The 18,293-nt window shown below is 28.5% G+C and carries 15 protein-coding genes and 1 pseudogene; 6 read left to right on the top strand and 10 right to left on the bottom strand.

What is annotated here, in order from left to right; translation table 11 throughout:
* Positions 1 to 44 precede the first annotated feature (44 nt).
* Genes ACMFBB_RS02935 through ACMFBB_RS02950 form a run of 4 tightly spaced genes read right to left on the bottom strand, consistent with a single transcriptional unit; the run spans position 45 to position 2,211 of the window.
* Positions 45 to 626 carry a DUF4252 domain-containing protein gene (locus ACMFBB_RS02935; protein WP_435262965.1) on the bottom strand — a complete coding sequence of 194 codons (582 nt, stop codon included), beginning with the start codon at positions 624 to 626 and terminating at the stop codon, positions 45 to 47.
* A 56-nt stretch (positions 627 to 682) separates the two neighbouring features.
* On the bottom strand, positions 683 to 1,186 hold the full coding sequence (locus ACMFBB_RS02940; RefSeq protein ID WP_435262966.1) for a DUF4252 domain-containing protein: 504 nt from the start codon (positions 1,184 to 1,186) through the stop codon (positions 683 to 685).
* 52 nt (positions 1,187 to 1,238) lie between these two features.
* Positions 1,239 to 1,715 (bottom strand): hypothetical protein, encoded by a 477-nt coding sequence (locus ACMFBB_RS02945; protein WP_435262967.1) that lies wholly within the window; start codon positions 1,713 to 1,715, stop codon positions 1,239 to 1,241.
* A complete protein-coding gene (locus ACMFBB_RS02950) occupies positions 1,702 to 2,211 on the bottom strand; it encodes an RNA polymerase sigma factor (protein ID WP_435262968.1) in 510 nt (169 codons plus the stop codon). The genes ACMFBB_RS02945 and ACMFBB_RS02950 overlap by 14 nt, the downstream gene beginning before the upstream one ends.
* 162 nt (positions 2,212 to 2,373) lie before the next feature.
* Between ACMFBB_RS02950 and ACMFBB_RS02955 the strand changes: the two genes are divergently transcribed.
* The 3 genes from ACMFBB_RS02955 (at position 2,374) to ACMFBB_RS02965 (ending at position 5,579) form a co-directional block, all read left to right on the top strand.
* Positions 2,374 to 3,816: a S41 family peptidase gene (locus ACMFBB_RS02955; RefSeq protein WP_435262969.1), complete on the top strand. Its 1,443-nt coding sequence runs from the start codon at positions 2,374 to 2,376 to the stop codon at positions 3,814 to 3,816.
* Between the two features lies 1 nt (position 3,817).
* Positions 3,818 to 5,221 (top strand): S41 family peptidase, encoded by a 1,404-nt coding sequence (locus tag ACMFBB_RS02960; RefSeq protein ID WP_435262970.1) that lies wholly within the window; start codon positions 3,818 to 3,820, stop codon positions 5,219 to 5,221.
* Positions 5,222 to 5,450: 229 nt separating this feature from the next.
* Positions 5,451 to 5,579 carry a hypothetical protein gene (locus ACMFBB_RS02965; protein ID WP_435262971.1) on the top strand — a complete coding sequence of 43 codons (129 nt, stop codon included), beginning with the start codon at positions 5,451 to 5,453 and terminating at the stop codon, positions 5,577 to 5,579.
* A gap of 63 nt (positions 5,580 to 5,642) precedes the next feature.
* On the opposite strand, the gene ACMFBB_RS02970 is transcribed toward ACMFBB_RS02965, so the two are convergent.
* Positions 5,643 to 7,085 (bottom strand): MBL fold metallo-hydrolase, encoded by a 1,443-nt coding sequence (locus tag ACMFBB_RS02970; protein WP_435262972.1) that lies wholly within the window; start codon positions 7,083 to 7,085, stop codon positions 5,643 to 5,645.
* Positions 7,086 to 7,244: 159 nt separating this feature from the next.
* On the opposite strand from ACMFBB_RS02970, the gene ACMFBB_RS02975 reads away from it, so the two are divergent.
* Both ACMFBB_RS02975 and ACMFBB_RS02980 read left to right on the top strand, forming a co-directional pair.
* Positions 7,245 to 8,060, top strand: a complete 816-nt coding sequence (locus tag ACMFBB_RS02975) for a LytTR family DNA-binding domain-containing protein (protein WP_435262973.1) — start codon at positions 7,245 to 7,247, stop codon at positions 8,058 to 8,060.
* A gap of 194 nt (positions 8,061 to 8,254) precedes the next feature.
* Positions 8,255 to 11,077 (top strand): M16 family metallopeptidase, encoded by a 2,823-nt coding sequence (locus ACMFBB_RS02980; protein ID WP_435262974.1) that lies wholly within the window; start codon positions 8,255 to 8,257, stop codon positions 11,075 to 11,077.
* A gap of 46 nt (positions 11,078 to 11,123) precedes the next feature.
* Here the strand turns inward: ACMFBB_RS02980 and ACMFBB_RS02985 are convergent, their stop codons facing one another.
* The 5 genes and pseudogenes from ACMFBB_RS02985 to ACMFBB_RS03005 form a co-directional block, all read right to left on the bottom strand.
* The gene (locus ACMFBB_RS02985; protein ID WP_435262975.1) at positions 11,124 to 12,077 is read right to left on the bottom strand and encodes a glycosyltransferase; all 954 of its coding nucleotides are present in this window, start codon (positions 12,075 to 12,077) and stop codon (positions 11,124 to 11,126) included.
* A complete protein-coding gene (locus tag ACMFBB_RS02990; RefSeq protein WP_435262976.1) occupies positions 12,077 to 12,856 on the bottom strand; it encodes a DUF3050 domain-containing protein in 780 nt (259 codons plus the stop codon). The genes ACMFBB_RS02985 and ACMFBB_RS02990 overlap by 1 nt, the downstream gene beginning before the upstream one ends.
* Before the next feature lie 77 nt (positions 12,857 to 12,933).
* Entirely contained in the window at positions 12,934 to 13,746 is an 813-nt protein-coding gene (locus ACMFBB_RS02995) for an enoyl-ACP reductase FabI (RefSeq protein WP_435262977.1), read from the bottom strand.
* 65 nt (positions 13,747 to 13,811) lie between these two features.
* The gene (gene recN / locus ACMFBB_RS03000) at positions 13,812 to 15,464 is read right to left on the bottom strand and encodes a DNA repair protein RecN (RefSeq protein ID WP_435262978.1); all 1,653 of its coding nucleotides are present in this window, start codon (positions 15,462 to 15,464) and stop codon (positions 13,812 to 13,814) included.
* A 97-nt stretch (positions 15,465 to 15,561) separates the two neighbouring features.
* Positions 15,562 to 17,384 (bottom strand): annotated as a pseudogene (locus ACMFBB_RS03005) (cation:proton antiporter).
* A 79-nt stretch (positions 17,385 to 17,463) separates the two neighbouring features.
* Here ACMFBB_RS03005 and ACMFBB_RS03010 point away from each other — a divergent pair.
* Positions 17,464 to 18,291, top strand: coding sequence for a universal stress protein (locus tag ACMFBB_RS03010; RefSeq protein ID WP_435262979.1), 828 nt, complete (start codon positions 17,464 to 17,466; stop codon positions 18,289 to 18,291).
* The last annotated feature ends 2 nt before the right edge of the window (positions 18,292 to 18,293 follow it).

Genomic DNA, 18,293 nt, shown 5'->3' on the forward strand with positions numbered 1-18,293 from the left:
GCCATCGCAAATACGACGGCTTTTTTGTACTAAATTTAATGTATCTAACTATTAGGTGCTATCATTAGCGTATCTGTTTGCATTTCTTTGTTAAAAAAGTCTTTAATCCTTACTAAACCTTCTTTGCTTTTATCTGTTTTTACTTTTTCAAACATCTGCATCATTTTAGCAGGGTTCATTTTATTTCCTAGTACTCGTGCTAGGCCAACTCCAAAATCTTTCATGTAAATAACAGCAACTACTTCTTTTATAGCATCAGCTTCACCAAAATAATAAATTGTTCCCTTCCCCCTATCATCATTAACTCTTATTAATGGTTTATAATCTGTATTTTTCATGACCTCTTTTATTTTTTTGGCTTCAGACTTCATTTCAGTTTCTGATGCTTTATTTTGAGGCAAAAAGGCAATATTAATTTTCTTAATAGAATTAAATACTTCTTTTTCTTCTGAAGTTGCACTTTCTTCTAAATAAGAACTTAATAAACTTGCAGATAAATCTAAACGAAAAAAATTATCTTTTTGTTGTGTATCTACTAAATATCCCTGTAAACTTTGCTCTTTATTACAAGATGTAAAAAAAATAGCAAACATTAAAATTGTTAATATGTACGTGTTTTTTATCATAGTTTGATTAATCTAAAAAGGTATAACCGAATTTCTTCGGCTATACTTTTTAATATTTATTTTTTCTTTTCGTAATCATTCGCTATTTCAGCTAACTCATTCATGTTAATTTCTCCTAGTAGTGATATTACTGTCGATGATGGCTTATCATTATTCTTAATAGATGTATTGCTTTTCACAAACATTAAAACTTCGTTTACGATATCTTTATTCTTAGAAGATTTAATATAAATCTTAACTCTATTCCCTTTATCTTTAACACGAACTAGCTGGGTCATTTTACCACTTTTAATTGCTGAATTCACCATTTTCTCCATATCAGAAGCAATAGACATATTTTCTGTTGAAAAAACTTTTAATTCTTTTAACCCTTTCGCTGTGTTAAATATTTTCATGTCTTTCGACTGTGCATCTGGAAACTTTCTTAATAAATCGAAAGCATCTTTTGTTACTACTACTGCAGAAACGCCATCTAAATCTTCTAATTTATCAAACATTGATTGACCGAATGTTACGCTTGATGTTAAGATAAATACTAGTATAATTATTATTTTTTTCATGATCTTTAAATTTTAATGTACTTGGTTGGTTCTAGTTTACTTGGTTTTTTTATTAATTGTTTACAGTTTTTATTACTTTATTTAAAGTATTTTGATAGGTACTCAACTGTCCGATAGCACTTCTTCCTTTGTTAATGTTATTTGAAACTGCATACAATGCTTCGTTTCCTTTATTTAAATTGATTGAAACCATTTGCAACGCTTCTTTTATTTGGGCAAATTGTTTTCTTTGTAAATGCTCATCGTATTTTTGTTTCCCTGTATAAATACTAAATAATAAAACTATTGATGCTGCTATTGACAACCATTTCCAGTTCTTTTTTCTTTTTGTCTCAGGTTTTAACTGAATGGTTTTGGTAAAAACTACATCTTTGCTTTCTTTAAAATAATTAAACATAACACTATACTCTTGTAAATGAGGTGCTACATCGTAACTACTAAAGTATTTTTGTAACACTTTCTCTTCTTGTAAAGTTGTTTCTGCGTTTAAATATTTATCTAATAACTTTTCTATGTTAGCTAACTCCATAGTTGTGTTTTTTAATTAATTCTTGTCTTATTGTTTTTCTTGCTCTTGAAAGTGCTACTCTTACAGCTGTCGGTTTCATATCAACCACTTTACATATTTCCTCAAAATCATACTCTTCAATATCTCTTAATTGAATTATTATTTTTTGTTGCTCGGGTAGTTTTTCTATAAGCTTATGTACTTGGTTTATTGTATCATTATTTTCTACTTTCTTTTCTAACGGAGTTTCTTTTTCTTTATAATTACTATGTACTAATGTTAAATTACCAGCTTGCTTAGACTTTAGTCTATCAAAACAATAATTTTTTGTCATTGTCATAGCAAAAGCTTCAACGTTCTTATATTCTTCTAATTTTCCTTTATTTCTCCATAACTTTAAAAACAACTCTTGTGTGGCATCTTCAGCTTCTTCTGTAGAAACTAACAATCTTTTTGCCAAACGAAAGACTTTGTCTTTAAATGGTAAAACAACTTTTAAAAAGTTTGATTGGTTCATTGTTTTAGTTGATTAATTATGTAAACTTATAACTATTTTTTTTTCTTTTATTATCAGGTTTACATAATTACGACGACACACAATAATGTTTGTTACATCATTTGTAAAAAAAATAATATAATTGATTAAATTGCGTTATATTTTTTAGCTAAAGCTTACTATATGAATTTTTTTAAAATACCTGTATTCTTATTTATTCTTTTTACTATTATTTCTTGTAGCGAAAAAGAACCTACTCCAGAGAATATCGAAGTGCAAGATTTTATATGGAAAGGATTAAACGCGTATTATTTATGGCAAGATCAAATTTCTGATTTATCAGATAGACGTTTTTCTTCTGACCAACAACTATATAAATATTTATCAGGATTTAATGACAATCAAAACCTATTTAATAGTTTGTTAAAAACTAATGACGACAGATCGATACTTATAGACGATTATACAACTTTAGAAACTCCTATAAGAAATACTGTTACCAATGGAGTTGAATTCGGAATTATAGCTAAAACATCAATTACTAAAAATGTTATAGGCTATGTTACTCATATATTACCTAATTCAGATGCTGCCACAAAAAGTATTTCTCGTGGTGACTTTTTTTACGCCGTTAACAACACTCAACTAACAAGAGATAATTACCTATCATTACTAAATGAAAACACTCTTACTCTAGAGATGGCTGATTTTGATGGAACTAATGTAATTCCGAACTCAAAAAAAGTAACTCTAGTAAAACAACAATATGATTTTCCTGCTGTTTTTCTTGAAAAAGTCATAACAAATGGAACAGATAAGATTGGTTACTTAGCTTACAACAATGACTTCTCTTCCAACTATCTAAAAGACTTAAACACTACTTTTTCAAATTTCAAAAGTCAATCAGTAAATGAATTAATTATTGATTTACGTTATAATATTGGTGGTGGAAGCTTCGCTAAAAACATTACTAAAATTGCATCTATGATTACTGGACAATTTAAAGATGAAGTTTTTATTAAAGAACAATGGAATACTAAAGCTCAATCATGGTTTGAAGTTAATCAACCTGACTCTTTAAATACTACGTTCACAGATAAGTTAAATAAAAATTCAGCTATTAATAGTTTAAATTTAACAGATTTATACATTATTTTGAATGGCGAAGAATTTACTGGATCACCTGCTACTGAATTATTAATTAATAGCTTAAAACCTTATATCAATGTACATATTGTAGGAAGACAAACTTCAGGAAACAATACTGGATCTATAATCCTATATAATTCTGAAGATTATGATTTTGAAAATAGAAACATCAAACATACTTTTGCTTTGAAACCTATTGTTCTAAAATTTTTAAATAAAGACAAAGAAACGTATGACAATGGATTTGCCCCAAATATAGAGCTTTGTCCAAATGAAGACGTATTAAATTTGGGGGTTTTAGGAGAAAACACTGACCCCATATTAAATAGGGTCATCAATTATATTTCTAATGGTAGTTCCAGTCCAATACCTCTATGTAATCCGAATAATTTTGATTTTTTATATAATAGTATAAATCCTCAAAGAAATTGGAATCAAAATGTAACCATTACACAAAACTTACCTAACACTAATTAGTATGAAAAAAAGTATCGTTTTAATCCTTATTTTAATTATTTTTAGTGGATGCTCAAAAGAAGAACCAAATCAAATTAATAATGGGGTAAATTCTTTTATTTGGAATGGTCTGAATAAATTTTACTTATGGCAAGAAAACATTCCTGACTTATCCGATAGAAAATTCTCTACTGATCAACAAAAAAACAATTATTTAGCAACCTATAGCAATCCCGAAAACCTATTTGAAAGTTTATTATACCAAAGAAATATTGTTGATAAATGGTCATGGATTGTTAGTGACTATGTTGCTTTAGAACAATCTTTTCAAGGAACAACGGAAACTACTGGAATGGAATTTGGTTTAATCAAATTCAGAAATAATTCTTCTAATGTATTTGGGTATGTTCGATATATAATTCCTGGAACAGATGCTGCTAATAAAGGTGTAAAAAGAGGTATGATTTTCACTAAAGTAAATGGTACCCCTATCACAGATAAAAATTATAGAGATTTGTTATATTCAAAATCTAATTCATTCACTATACATTTAGCAGATTATAACAATGGTAATCCTATAACTAACTCAACAACATATACTCTTAATAAAAGTAGCTATACTGAAAACCCAATTCATATTGCTAAAACTATTGAAGAGGGAGGAAAAAAAATTGGCTACTTAATGTATAATAGCTTTACAGCTAATTTTGATTCGAAATTAAATTTAGCATTTTCTAAATTTAAAACAGACGGAGTTAAAGAGTTAATTATTGATTTAAGATATAATGGTGGTGGAGATGTTCGTACAACAACTCGACTAGCAAGTATGATTACTGGTCAATTTACCGGTGACATTTTTGCGAAACAAATTTGGAACAAAAAGTATATGAGTATTGTTAATCCTGAAGCTCTTATTAATAGGTTCCCTGATAAAATTGGAAATAGTGAAATTATAAATAGTTTAAAATTAACCAATATTTATTTTATTACTACTAGAAATTCTGCTTCTGCTTCTGAATTAATTATTAATAGTTTAACACCACATATTAATGTAAAAACTGTTGGAACAAAAACTAGTGGAAAATATGCTGGATCTATAACATTATACGATTCACCTAATTTTACAAAAAGTGACGTAAACCCAAATCATAATTGGGCAATGCAACCTATTGTGCTTGAAATAGTCAATAAAAACAACTATAACGATAAAGACGGAATCGATCCTACTGTAAATATTTCAGAAGATTATGGTAACATGGGTATTTTAGGTAATAAAAGTGAGCCTTTACTAGCTAGAACCTTAGACCTTATAACTACTGGGAAGCGTATATTTTCTTCTAAGAAAACAGTTATCGAGTTAGAAGCAGTTGGTGATTCAAAATCTAATACTCCAAATTACAATAATATGTATGTTGATTTTAAATAACAATATCCATCTAAATAACTATAAAATTTGGCTTACAATAAACGTAAGTACTTATTCTTAGAAAATATTTAATTTTTATAAAACTGAGCTCGATAATTTATCGAGCTCAGTTTATTTAAATTTTGTTTACTTCTCTTATTTATATAATGATCAAATTATGCATTATTTTTATTTTATGAATATTAAAATTAGTATACATAAGATGTTACTTTAGTCTTTATTAAAAAAAATGTTAGACTTAAATTATTTAAAACACAAAGTAGATTTGGAAAATCCAGTTGGTACTGATTGGGTTTTGGGATTATTGAATAACTACATTGTTTTTAGTCTTCAAAGAATATCCAAACCTAAAAAATAATGTAAATATTTTCATCTTTGCATTTAAAAAGCGACCTGTTTAGGTCGCTTTTAAACAAATACTCTATAAATTCATATCATAGTATTTATTCATAACATCAACGGTAACATTTGAATTTCGATGGTGCTGAACAATTCTCTTTATTTTCAATCTCTCTTCTCTTACAAATTCAATAAATTGTTTTTCTACATTAGAAATATGGGAAGGTATAGAGTTGTCCGCAGGAACTTCTAAAAAATCACCTTCATAAATTATTTCTTCATCTGATAAATATGCAAAACTTTGTTTCAGACTATGCTCATTTTCTAGAACATAAAAACGTACTCCATCAATAATTTGTCTATTTTTTATTGTTTTAAATCTAAATAAGTTTATTGTTTCCTTAAAATTTGGAAAAATCTTAATTGCTTCAACTGTATAGTCATCTGCAATAACAGTAGCTCCATTTTTTACATAAGGTACTAAACCACCAATATGATCATTGTGAGGGTGAGAAACAAACACATATTTGATGCTTTTTGCAGGAAACTTATCCTCAATTAAACCGATAACTTTGTTACTGATTTTATCAGATAAGGGAGCTCCAAATACCATAATTTGATCATCAATAATTTTAAGAAGAATAAATCTACTATTGTTCGTGGTATTTATAAGATAAATATTATTAGTTATTTGGGTAATTTTACTTGAAATTGTTTGTTTTGTTAAAGGTAGTTTGTATCCAAAGGGTACTGCAAATTTTGAATCAGAAATACCTATTGTTTTTTCAAAGTTTTCAATAGAGACCTTAGCATTTAATTTTTTTGATTTATATATGGTTAAGTCTTTGGCATACTCAATTCCATTTTCAGTAACATAATTTTTATAATTCACAACTGAATCATCTTCAGTACTTTTTAAAGTTACTAATTTTAAAGACTTTATATCGAAAGTATAAGTGTTTATAATTTTTTCGTTTGTTGTATGAATGATTGTTACTAGCGTATTATTATTGTTTACTTTCATTTTTATGTCATCCCCTCTTTTATGACCACTCAATAAATCCTCTACTTTCACAAAACTTAATACTTCACCTGCTCTTTTCTTTTCATTTTCGAAAGCATTTTTCCTCAAATTCCTCAACTTTTTACCAGAAATAACACCATTTACATCATAAAAAATTGCCTTTTTATTGTTTTTAAAATGTTTGAATTCAAAAACAAAATTGCCAGGAAACTGGCTTCTATCATGTGTGAAATATACCTTCTTATCACTATCAATTTCAATAGTATAAATACCATAGCCATTATTTTTATCTTCAGGCTTTTTATAGTCATAACTTTGCCAAGGATTAACAGACTTAAATTTATACGTTACGGTATATTTTTTAATATCATTTGCAAACATGTATTTATTTTTTAATTTGTTAAAAAACACACTTTTTACATCTTTCTGGCTATATGACAAAGAAGATATAAGAAATACCATTATTAGAGTAATCGTAGTTTTTAATTTTGCTAAATTCATTTTTTGTATTTGGGTTTACTTGTTAATTTTTAGTGTAGTATTTTTAGTAATACATTAACTTTATTAGCAAATATATAGTGTGAAAGTTTAGCTATTTTCGCTGAACATGTTCTTAAACATGAAATAAGTACTTATTGTAGCGAAATACGTGTTAAAAAAATGCAAAAGAAAATTCATTACTCCATTTTAAGAAATCCTTTTTATGTTTTAAGTAGTTATTTTATTTTGTTGCTTCCTGAATTTATTAATTCTTGTAACCATAAAAGAATAATTTCATCTTTTTGGAATATTATACCAATATGTAGTAGAGAGTTTGTCTTTACAAGATTTTTAGGTAATTCAATAAAATCTATTCTTTTACTGATTATTTGTTTTGAATTTTTTAAAATTATTGGGAAGTATTTTAATTTGAAAAGTTTACCTAATAATTTAAGGGAGTGGGTATATATAGAAAGTAAGGTTTTATTGGCTACACTATTCTCATTTTTGGGTTATATTATAATAACTTACATTTTCGCATGGGGCACGGAAACGACTGACGAAATAAGAGTTTTTTTAATTTTAGTTAGGGTGATTGTAATCATGAATCTTGGTATTCATGGAATGTTATTTTTGAGTTATTTAATTCACAAAAGAAACCCTTTAAATCAGAGTATTATGGTAAAGAGTTCAATTGGAGGGTTATCATTTTCTGTACATGAAGTTATATGGTTTGAGAAGAAGGAAAGAAGCTATTTTGCACACTCGAAGGATGGTGCATTTAAGGTTGAATATAATTTATCTGAACTGGAAGAAAAACTTAGTGAAAAGTATTTCTTTAGAATCAATAGATCAGTAATAATAAATATTACTGAAATAAAAGAAATTTTTCGTTGGGAAAATGAAAAGTACATAGTTAAGTTAAAAAATAATCAAGAGTTTGTTGGCACACGAAAACGAATTGTAGAACTTAAAAAACGAATTGCCGATTTATAATAATATTTTAAACATATTCAAACAGAAATATAAAATCATATTTTAATTTCTAAAGTCTAAAAAATATCACACGCATATAAAGAACTGTTTCAGTGCAAATTAAAACTTTTATTTTTAACAGTAATTAACAACTAAAAAATTAGTTTATAAAGTATTTGATGTATATTAGCTACTTAATCAAATATTTATTCACTATGAAAAACATTCTTTATTCAATTTCTTTTGCTTTATTGATGACACTTCCCGGGCATAGTCAGTCATTCAAAAAAGCAACGAAGAAAAAAGCAAGTTTTAAATCAATGCCAATTCCTACTGACCCTTCTGTAAAAATTGGAAAACTTTCTAACGGTATTACATATTATATTAAACAAAATCCTAAACCTGCTAATAAAGTAGAACTACGATTAGCTATCAATGCTGGTTCTATTCTAGAAGATGATGATCAATTAGGAGTAGCTCACTTTATGGAGCATATGAATTTTAATGGTACCAAAAACTTTAAAAAAAATGACTTAATAGATTACTTACAATCCATTGGTGTAAAATTTGGAGCCCATTTAAATGCATACACTGGTTTTGATCAAACTGTTTACATTTTACCTATACCTAGTGACGATAATGAAAAACTTGAAAAAGGTTTTCAAATCATTGAAGATTGGGCACATGGAGCCCTTTTAAACGGGAAAGATATAGATGAAGAACGTGGTGTGGTGCTGGAAGAGTATCGCTCTAGAAGAGGTGCAGATAGCCGTATGCTTGAAAAATATCTACCTAAAGTTATGCACGGTTCTAAATATGCAAAGAGACTCCCTATTGGAACTAAAAAGAGTATTGAAACTTTTAAACATGAAAGTATTCGTCGTTTTCACAAAGACTGGTATCGACCTGACTTAATGGCTGTGATTGCTGTTGGTGATGTTAGCGTTGAAATTTTAGAGCAAAAAATAAAAGCTCATTTTGAGAAGATTCCAGCTGTTAAAAACCCAAGAGAAAGAAAAGTTTCTAACTTAAAAAACCATAAAGAAACATTTATAGCTATTGAGGCTGATAAAGAAGCTCCATTTTCAAGGGTACAATTAATGTACAAAGATTATGATGAAGCAAAACCTGATGTTACTATTGGTGATTACAGAAATTCACTAGTTAAATCATTATTTTCTCAAATGCTAAATAATAGATTAAGTGAATTAAGAGAAAGTGAAAAACCACCATTTGTATATGGGTATAGTTATCATGGAGGAACATGGGCTAGAGGGAAAAACGCATATCAATCAACTGCAGGGACTAGTGCTGATGGTCAATTAAATGGTTTAAAAGCTTTATTAAATGAAAATGAAAGAGTTAAACGTTTTGGTTTCCAGGCAGGTGAACTGGATAGGGCTAAAAGAAACGTAATTGCTCGTATTGAAAAAGCTTTTAAAGACAAAGACAAAAGAGAATCTAGAAGAATTGTCGGACAGTATATTAATAATTTTTTAGAACAAGAAGCCATTCCTGGAATTAGTTGGGAGTATAAAGCTCACTTAAGATTATTACCTTCAATTAAATTAGAAGAAGTAAATAACATTATTAAAAACTTTTTGCACGATGACAACAGAGTGGTTGTTATAACTGAACCTAAAAAAGTAGTTACTGAATCGCAAGTTACTCAAGCTTTAAAAGAAGTTAAAACAAAAGAGTTAAAACCATATGAAGATAAAGTGGTTGCTACTTCACTAATCACTAAATCCCCTAAACCAGGTAAAATTATTAGTATTTCTAAAAATAAAAAATTAGGTACGGTTAATTTATTTTTAAGTAATGGTGCCAAAATTACTTACAAGAAAACTGATTTTAAGAATGATGAAATTTTATTTGATGCTTTTAGTTTCGGTGGTACTTCATTATATAGTGATAGTGACTTAAAAGCTACTACTTTTGCTAATGGAGCTTTATCTCAGGCTGGTGTAAATGGATATTCTAAAACTGATTTATCAAAAATGATGTCAGGTAAAATAGCTCGTGTAAATCCTTACATTGGTGCTTACAGTGAAGGCTTTAGAGGTTCAGCTTCTCCTAAAAATCTAGAAGACCTGTTTCAAATGGTTCATTTATATTTCACCTCTTTAAATAAAGATGAAAAAGCTTTTAAATCATTTGTAAATAAACAAAAGAGTTTCTTGGGTAATTTATTAGCAAGTCCTAATTTTTTCTTTCAAAAAGAAATGGGTGATTTTATGAATGCTGGTAATCCACGTTATTCAGGATTTCCGAGTCCAGAAGCATATGATAAAGCAGATTACAACCTAGCTTACAAAAAATACCAAGAACGTTTTGCTGATGCTGGTGATTTTAATTTTTACTTTGTTGGTAACATTGATGAAAAGAAATTAGCTGAATATGCTATGAAGTATATTGCTGGTTTACCTAGCAAAAATTCAAAAGAAAACTATAAAGTACATAACTTCCGACCAAAATCTGGAAAACACACAAAAGTAATTCAAAAAGGAAAAGCCCCAAAAAGTAATGTTAAAATAACGTATCAAGGAAAAGCTGAGTACAATAAAAAAGATGCTTTAGCATTTTCTATTTTAGGGGATGTAGTAGCTATCAAATTAACAGAAAAACTTCGTGAACAAGAAGGTGGTGTATACTCATCAAGAACTCGTGGTAGAATCTCTAAAATGCCTTACGGTTGGTTTAACTTTACAATTTCTTACCCTTGCGCTCCCGAGAATGTTGAAAAACTTAAAAATATTTCTGTTAACCACGTTGCTTCTGTTATTAAAAATGGTCCAACTGAAGAAGACTTAATGAAAGCTAAAAAAGGAATGATTTCAGACTACAGGGATGATCTTAAAAAGAATCGTTTTTGGCTAAGAACTATTAAAAACATTGACTATCAGAAAAATGAAGTTACTGATCCAAGTGATTTTGAAAATAGAATTAATGCCTTAAGTAAAATAGATATTCAAAACATAGCTAAAAAATATTTAACTAACGGATATATTTTAGGGGTTTTAAATCCTGAAAAATAAGAGTTATACTTAACTATATACAAAGCTCTCAAGTAAATTGAGGGCTTTATTTTTTTATAAACTTAGATTGTAAAAACCCTAATCCATAACCATAAAACTGTGTTAATGTGGTAATTACACTCAAAAAAGCAACCTTAAAACTTTTGTTTTGTATTAATGAATCTAAAAAAAGTATTGTAAAATACAATCCGTAAAAAAGAATAAATGCCCAAAAATCAAATATCAGTAAAATAATAGCGATATCAATTCCTATAATAAACAAACTTGGAAACCAATACGTAATTTTAGCTGTTTCAGGGTACTTTCTATTTAACATAGGTCTAGCAGTACCAAAAGCAAAAGTTTGTTTAAAAAATTGTTTAATTGTTGTTCTTCGTTTGTGATATACAAATGCCTTTTCAAGTAATTGAGTATCAAAACCACTTTCTAATAAACGGAAGCTTAAGTCAATATCTTCACCTGCTTTTAAGCTAGAAAATCCATTTGTTTTCTCAAAAGCTTTTTTTGATAATCCAAAATTAAAACTTCTTGGCTGAAATTTGCCAACACTTTTCTTTTTTCCTCTAATTCCACCTGTAGTTAAGGTAGAAGTCATGGAATAATTAATTGCTTTTTGTATTGCAGTAAAACTTTCATGAGCTGCATCGGGACCACCAAAAGCATCCGTGAAATTTTTAGTCAATTCATCTTTCACAGTTGATAAATACGTAGGTGGAATAATTACATCAGAATCTAAAATAATAAAAAAATTCCCTGTTGCTCTCTCCATTCCATAGTTCCTACTTAAACCAGCACCAGTGTTTTTTTTATAAAAATATTTTATATTTAATTTAGAAACATACTTTTCAGCGATCATTTCAGATGTTATGTCTGAACCATCTTCAACAATAACAACCTCAAAAGAAAACCCACAATTTTGATTGGTAATACTCTCTAATAATTCATCTATTTCATCAGGGCGATTATAAACAGGTATTATAATAGAAAAATCAAACTCCATTAAACAAGAGCTAATTTTCTATTCTTTTTTGCTATTCCATTCCAAAGTCCTATCCTCTTTTCTAAAGAAGCTTTGGCATAATACAGAACATCATTCCACTTTTGCTCATCATTTCCACATAATTCTTCAATCATTTGTAAAGCTATAGGCCCATGCTCTCCACCATCCAGTTCAATATGTCTATTTAAATAAAACAGTAATTTACTATAATCTACTTTATTCTTTTGTTCAGTATTTTTAACAATTTCAATAAACATATCTGGAATAACATCTTCTCTTCCAAAAGTAAAACTAGAAGCTATTATATGTGGTTCTTTTGTATTAATTACTTCAAAAGTAAATAATAAAAACTCTTTTGTTTCTTCACTAATTGATAAATTATCTATACTATTTTCAATACTTTTTCCTTCTATTAAGTCTGAAATAAAAGTTGATATTTGCAATGTATCTGCTTTTACTTGTTGCATAGCATCTATATACATTTCAAAATGACTTTTAGGTTCTCCCAATTCATTTAAATCAGTTTCTTCCTCTAAAACTATTTCATTAATAAAACGAGCTGCTTTTGAATTAATAACTGGAATCCATGGTAACTTTGTACAAGTTAGCTGTTGTTGTAATGCTTTCAATAATGACATAAAATCCCAAACTGCAAAAACATGTTCTTGCATAAATACTTTTACATCATCAATAGTATTTAATGATGCGTATAATTCATGCTCTCTTAATTGAGATCTTAACCCCTCTAACTCCTTTTCTACTAACAAAATACGATCCATTCACTTTAGTTTTCAATATAAAATGCAAATTTAAGAATTTGCATTTTATATTTTTTCATGAATTCATAAAAATTCTATTAATCAGTAACAAATTTATCCATTACAGCATCACTAACTCCCATATTAGAGAATCCACCGTCATGATATAAATTTTGTAATGTGACTTTCTTGGTTAAGTCAGAAAACAATGAAATTGTATAATCTGCACACTCTAATGCAGTTGCATTTCCAAGTGGCGACATTTTTTCAGCATACGAAATAAATCCATCAAACCCTTTTACACCGCTTCCTGCTGTGGTTGGAGTTGGTGATTGTGACACCGTATTTACTCGAACTTTATGATCACGTCCAAAGAAATAACCAAAGCTACGAGCTATTGATTCTAAATATGCTTTATTATCTGCCATGTCATTATAATCAGGAAATACTCTTTGAGCAGCCATATAAGTTAGGGCTACAATACTTCCCCATTCATTCATTGCTTTTTTATTATACAAAACATTCATTGTCTTATGAAAAGACAATGCTGATACATCAAATCCTTTCATTGTAAAATCATATTTTGAATCTGTATAATGACGACCTTTACGAACGTTTACAGACATACCTATAGAATGTAAAACAAAATCAATTTTACCTCCTAAAATCTCCATAGATTTTTCAACCAAGTTATTCAAATCATCCATAGAGGTTGCATCAGCTGGAACAATTTGTGATCCTGTTTTTTCAGCAAGAGTATTTAACTCTCCCATTCTCATAGCTATAGGGGCATTTGTCAAAACAAATTCAGCTCCTTCTTCGTGTGCTCTTTCTGCTACTTTCCATGCTATAGAGTGTTCATTTAAAGCGCCAAAAATAATTCCTTTTTTACCTTTTAATAAATTATACATAGTATTATAGTCTTTTCTTTAATTATTTGTCAAAGCAAATATAATCCTTTGCTTTAGTTACATTTTTATCCTAATAATTCTTTAGCGTGGGTTAACGCACTTTCAGAAAAATCTTTCCCACTTAACATTTCTGCTATTTCCGAAACTCTTTCGTCATAGCTTAAACGTTTTAAATTTGAAGTAGTAATTCCTTTTTCTTCTCCTTTGAAAACTTTGTAGTGTTGTTGTCCCTTTGAAGCTATTTGTGGTAAATGTGTTATCGTTATTACTTGCATATTCTCCCCCATATCATTCATTATTTTAGCTATTTTATTTGAAACCTCTCCAGAAACACCGGTATCTATTTCATCAAAAATAATGGTTGGTAATTGAATATTACTTGAAAGTATTTTTTTAATTGAAAGCATTATTCTAGAAAGCTCTCCACCAGAGGCAACTTTTTTTAATTCTCCAAAATTACCGCCTTTATTTGCCGAAAATAAAAACACTAACTCATCTTTACCATTTACTGTATAAACCTCACTTGGCTTTATTTCTATTAGAAACTGAGCATTTGGCATTCCTAGCTCAGCTAATAGATACTTCAATTCTTTTTGTAACTTAGGTATTCCTTTAATTCTTCCTTTAGTTATTAAACTAGCTACTTCATCTAATTTAATAGCAACAGCTTTAATTTCTCCTTCTTTCTTAGTTATATTTTCACTAGCTCCTTCTACCTGAGCTACCTTTTCTGATAATGACTCATGAATTTTTTGTAATTCTTCAATTGTTGCTACACCATGTTTTTTTTCTAAATTATAAATAAGCTGTAACCTATCGTTTAACTCTTCAATTTCAATGGGATTAAAATCTACTTGTTCATTAGCAGATTCTAATTCTGTTACAATATCATCTAGTTCTATTTTTATACTCGAAACTCTAGAAGTTAACTCCTCATATTCAATTGAAAAAGAACTTATTTTTTGCAATTTACTCTCTAAAGAATGTAATTGAGTTTGTATACCTAAATCTTCATTGACAGCTATTTGTAAACCTTCTGATAAATTTAACTTAATGTCTTCAATATTATTAAGCTTCTCTATCTTTTCCTCTAATATTTTTTGTTCTCCTACTTTTAGCTTCGCTTCTTCTAATTCATTGAATAAATGAAGATTATACTCATATTGTTCAGTAGACTTTTGAGCTTGATCTTTTAATTCTTTTAATTCTTTTTTTAATCCGTTATATTTACGCAAGCCTCTTTTATAGGATGCGATTTTAGCTTGGTTTTTAGCCAAAGCATCAAGAATTGAAAATTGAAAATTAAGATCAGATAATTGTAACGTTTGATGCTGGGAGTGTATGTCTATCAATTTAACTTTTAAAGCAGTTAAAATTGATAAATTTACCGGAGTATCATTTACAAAAGCTCTAGACTTACCAGAAGGTAAAATCTCTCTTCTTATAATTGTTTCTTCTTCGTAATCTATATCCAACTCATCAAAAACAGCCTCTAAATTATAACCATTTAATAAAAACTGAGCTTCAATAATACATTTCTTTTCTGCATTTTTTAGTGATGATAAATCAGCCCGATTTCCCATAACTAACCCTAAAGCTCCTAATAAAATTGATTTCCCTGCTCCTGTTTCACCAGTAATTATAGATAACCCTTTGGTGAAATCAATCGATAATTGATTGATTAAAGCGTAATTATGTATTTTTAAATGTGTAAGCAAATTCTAAACTTTCTGAAGGATAAAAGTACGTATTTTGAATGAATAAAATACAGATAGATTTTTAAAAGTAATTAAGTACTAAAAACTTTTTTTGAAACTAGAAAACTAATTTTTTACCTACATATACTAAACTCCAATTTTCTACAGAAGTCACCTTTTTTTCAAACTCAGAAATTAATAATAATTCGTTTGATTTGTTTTTCACTAAAATAGGAATAGATTTCAACTCATCATGAACTTTCCTTATTACATTTTTATATTCCTCTAATGAATTTATAGGAGCTTCATGAACTTCAGGAAATTCTCTTATAGCCTCTAATAAACTATAATAATCATCCTCCTTAGTAAATAACTTTTCTTCATCTTCATATTCTTTAGTTGTAACTTCTTTAGTATTAGCTAAACGATACGAACCTTGCTCTCCAAAAATTGTTGAAAAGTTGGTCATTGCATATTTATTAATTGTATCACTACCTGTCATTGCTATCATGTATCCTACATCATTTAACTCTATATTATCAGTAAGTTCATTATCATAAACATTAACTTCATAGGATTCTAATCCATCTTTTATTGCTTTTTCAATATTATCACTATTAGAATCAATAATCACAACCCTTCTATTATTATCTTTTAAATACCTTGCTATCAACCTAGCAACCTCAGAGGCTCCTATAATCATTACTGCATTTGATCGTTTTAAAAATACACCTACCAATTTAGCAAATAACCTTGCTGTAGTAGCATTTAATAATACAGTACCTAAAACAACCATAAAAACAAGTGGGGTGATATATTCAGCTCCTTCTACTCCTTGTTTCATTAACTTTGAACCAAATAAAGAAGCAATACCAGCAGCTACAATACCTCTAGGTCCTACCCAACTAATAAACAGCTTTTCATTTATTTTTAGGTTAGATTTATGTGTACTCAAAAAGACTGCTATTGGTCGAATAATAAAAACTATTAATGCAAAAAGTAATATTGTTTTCCACTCATACAGCAACATTAACTCTCTATAATCCATATTGGCTGCTAATAGAATAAATAATATAGATATTAATAAAACACTTAGTGACTCTTTAAAATAAAGTATTTCTTTTAAATCTTTAAGCTTACTATTTCCTAATACCATTCCCATAACCACAACGGCTAATAATCCAGATTCATGGGCAAATAATTCAGATTCTACAAAAACTAACAGTACAGTAGATAATGAAACTACATTTAACAAATAATGTGGTACCCATTTTTTATCAATAATAAAAATTAAAGCATGAGCAAACGTAAAACCAAATGTGGTACCAAATAATAATATTTTTAAAAACTCTAATAAAGCTGTCAAAGTAAACCCAGCTCCTCCTCCAACACTAATAAATTCAAAAACTAAAACGGCAACTAATGCTCCAATAGGATCAATTAATATTCCTTCCCATTTTAATACAGCAGAAACATCTTTCTTTAAAGGGATATTTCTTAAAATTGGGGTAATTACCGTTGGTCCTGTTACTATAATTAATCCTGAAAATAAAAAAGATAATTTCCAATTTAAGTCAAATATGTAATGAGCACTAATACCTGCCCCTAAAAAAGTGATCGCAGAGCCTAGGGTTATCAACTTACTAATAACGGGACCAATGTTTTTTATTTCCCCTCTTCTTAATGTTAATCCCCCTTCAAAAAGAATAATACTTATTGCCAATGACACAAAATAATACAGTCCTTCTCCTGGAAAAAGTCCTTTTTTTCCATTCCAAACAGGTTCAATCCATTTGCTACCATCATGATTAAAAAAATGAGCTGCAATAGGCCTACAATTAACCCAATTAGGATTAATGGAAGAATAGCTGGGATTTTAAATTTCCAAGCAACCCACTGAGCTAAAATTCCTAAAATTATAATACCTGCTAATTCAATCATACTTTTAATTTAAGTTTCATAATTTTGTCTCATAAAACTACGATAAAATTTTATATTCGAAGTCTAAAAATTTATTATTTTGATTAACAAAATTATTATAGGTATTGCCTTTTCGCCCAATTTAAAAGCCAATTTACTAGAGGCTATACGATTGGCTAACATGTTTGATGCTGAATTAATTGGCGTACATGTTGGTAAAAAGTCAACTATTAAAGAAAATCAATTAAAAGATTTAATTTTTAAAGCTCCTAAGCTGTTTAAAGGATTTAATACTATCTGGCAACAAGGGGAACCTGTAGATGTTATACTTACTACAACAATTCAACAAAATGGGGATTTACTTATATTAGGTGCCTTACAAAAAGAAAACATATATAAATATTATGTTGGATCTATTGCTAGAAAACTAACAAGAAAATCTCCATGTTCGGTTTTACTTTTAATTAAGCCTTCAATTGAACGCGTTCCTTGTAAACACATTGTAGTTAATGGTTTGCAAGATGAACATACTGAAGAGACCATTAAAACAGCTTTTACTATTTCAAAGAACTTAGGTTGTAAAAGAGTTACTATTGTAGAAGAGATTAGTCAAAACGAATTAAATGTGACCGTAAGCGATGACAAAACGCTTCAAAAAGCAACAATAGCAAAAGAACAGTTAAAAAACAGGGAAGATTTACGTGTCCAAAACATACTTAAAAATATAGATTTAAGGGATATAAATGTAAAGATGCAAAGTATTTTTGGTAGAAGAGGATATTGTATTGGTCATTATGCAAAAGTTAAAAGAGCTGATTTACTAATAATGAATACACCAAAAAAAACAGGTATTTTGCATCGGATATTCCCTCACGATATTGAATATATTTTATCAGAATTACCTACTGATGTTTTAATTGTAAAATAATA

The organism is Tenacibaculum sp. nBUS_03, assembly GCF_051201695.1.
GTDB lineage: Bacteria > Bacteroidota > Bacteroidia > Flavobacteriales > Flavobacteriaceae > Polaribacter.

Excerpts from the sequence above, each read along its gene's own strand:
- ACMFBB_RS02935 (WP_435262965.1), bottom strand. The coding sequence starts at position 626 with ATGATAAAAAACACGTACATATTAACAATTTTAATGTTTGCTATTTTT.
- ACMFBB_RS02940 (WP_435262966.1), bottom strand. The coding sequence starts at position 1,186 with ATGAAAAAAATAATAATTATACTAGTATTTATCTTAACATCAAGCGTA.
- ACMFBB_RS02945 (WP_435262967.1), bottom strand. The coding sequence starts at position 1,715 with ATGGAGTTAGCTAACATAGAAAAGTTATTAGATAAATATTTAAACGCA.
- ACMFBB_RS02950 (WP_435262968.1), bottom strand. The coding sequence starts at position 2,211 with ATGAACCAATCAAACTTTTTAAAAGTTGTTTTACCATTTAAAGACAAA.
- ACMFBB_RS02955 (WP_435262969.1), top strand. The coding sequence starts at position 2,374 with ATGAATTTTTTTAAAATACCTGTATTCTTATTTATTCTTTTTACTATT.
- ACMFBB_RS02960 (WP_435262970.1), top strand. The coding sequence starts at position 3,818 with ATGAAAAAAAGTATCGTTTTAATCCTTATTTTAATTATTTTTAGTGGA.
- ACMFBB_RS02965 (WP_435262971.1), top strand. The coding sequence starts at position 5,451 with ATGTTAGACTTAAATTATTTAAAACACAAAGTAGATTTGGAAAATCCA.
- ACMFBB_RS02970 (WP_435262972.1), bottom strand. The coding sequence starts at position 7,085 with ATGAATTTAGCAAAATTAAAAACTACGATTACTCTAATAATGGTATTT.
- ACMFBB_RS02975 (WP_435262973.1), top strand. The coding sequence starts at position 7,245 with ATGCAAAAGAAAATTCATTACTCCATTTTAAGAAATCCTTTTTATGTT.
- ACMFBB_RS02980 (WP_435262974.1), top strand. The coding sequence starts at position 8,255 with ATGAAAAACATTCTTTATTCAATTTCTTTTGCTTTATTGATGACACTT.
- ACMFBB_RS02985 (WP_435262975.1), bottom strand. The coding sequence starts at position 12,077 with ATGGAGTTTGATTTTTCTATTATAATACCTGTTTATAATCGCCCTGAT.
- ACMFBB_RS02990 (WP_435262976.1), bottom strand. The coding sequence starts at position 12,856 with ATGGATCGTATTTTGTTAGTAGAAAAGGAGTTAGAGGGGTTAAGATCT.
- ACMFBB_RS02995 (WP_435262977.1), bottom strand. The coding sequence starts at position 13,746 with ATGTATAATTTATTAAAAGGTAAAAAAGGAATTATTTTTGGCGCTTTA.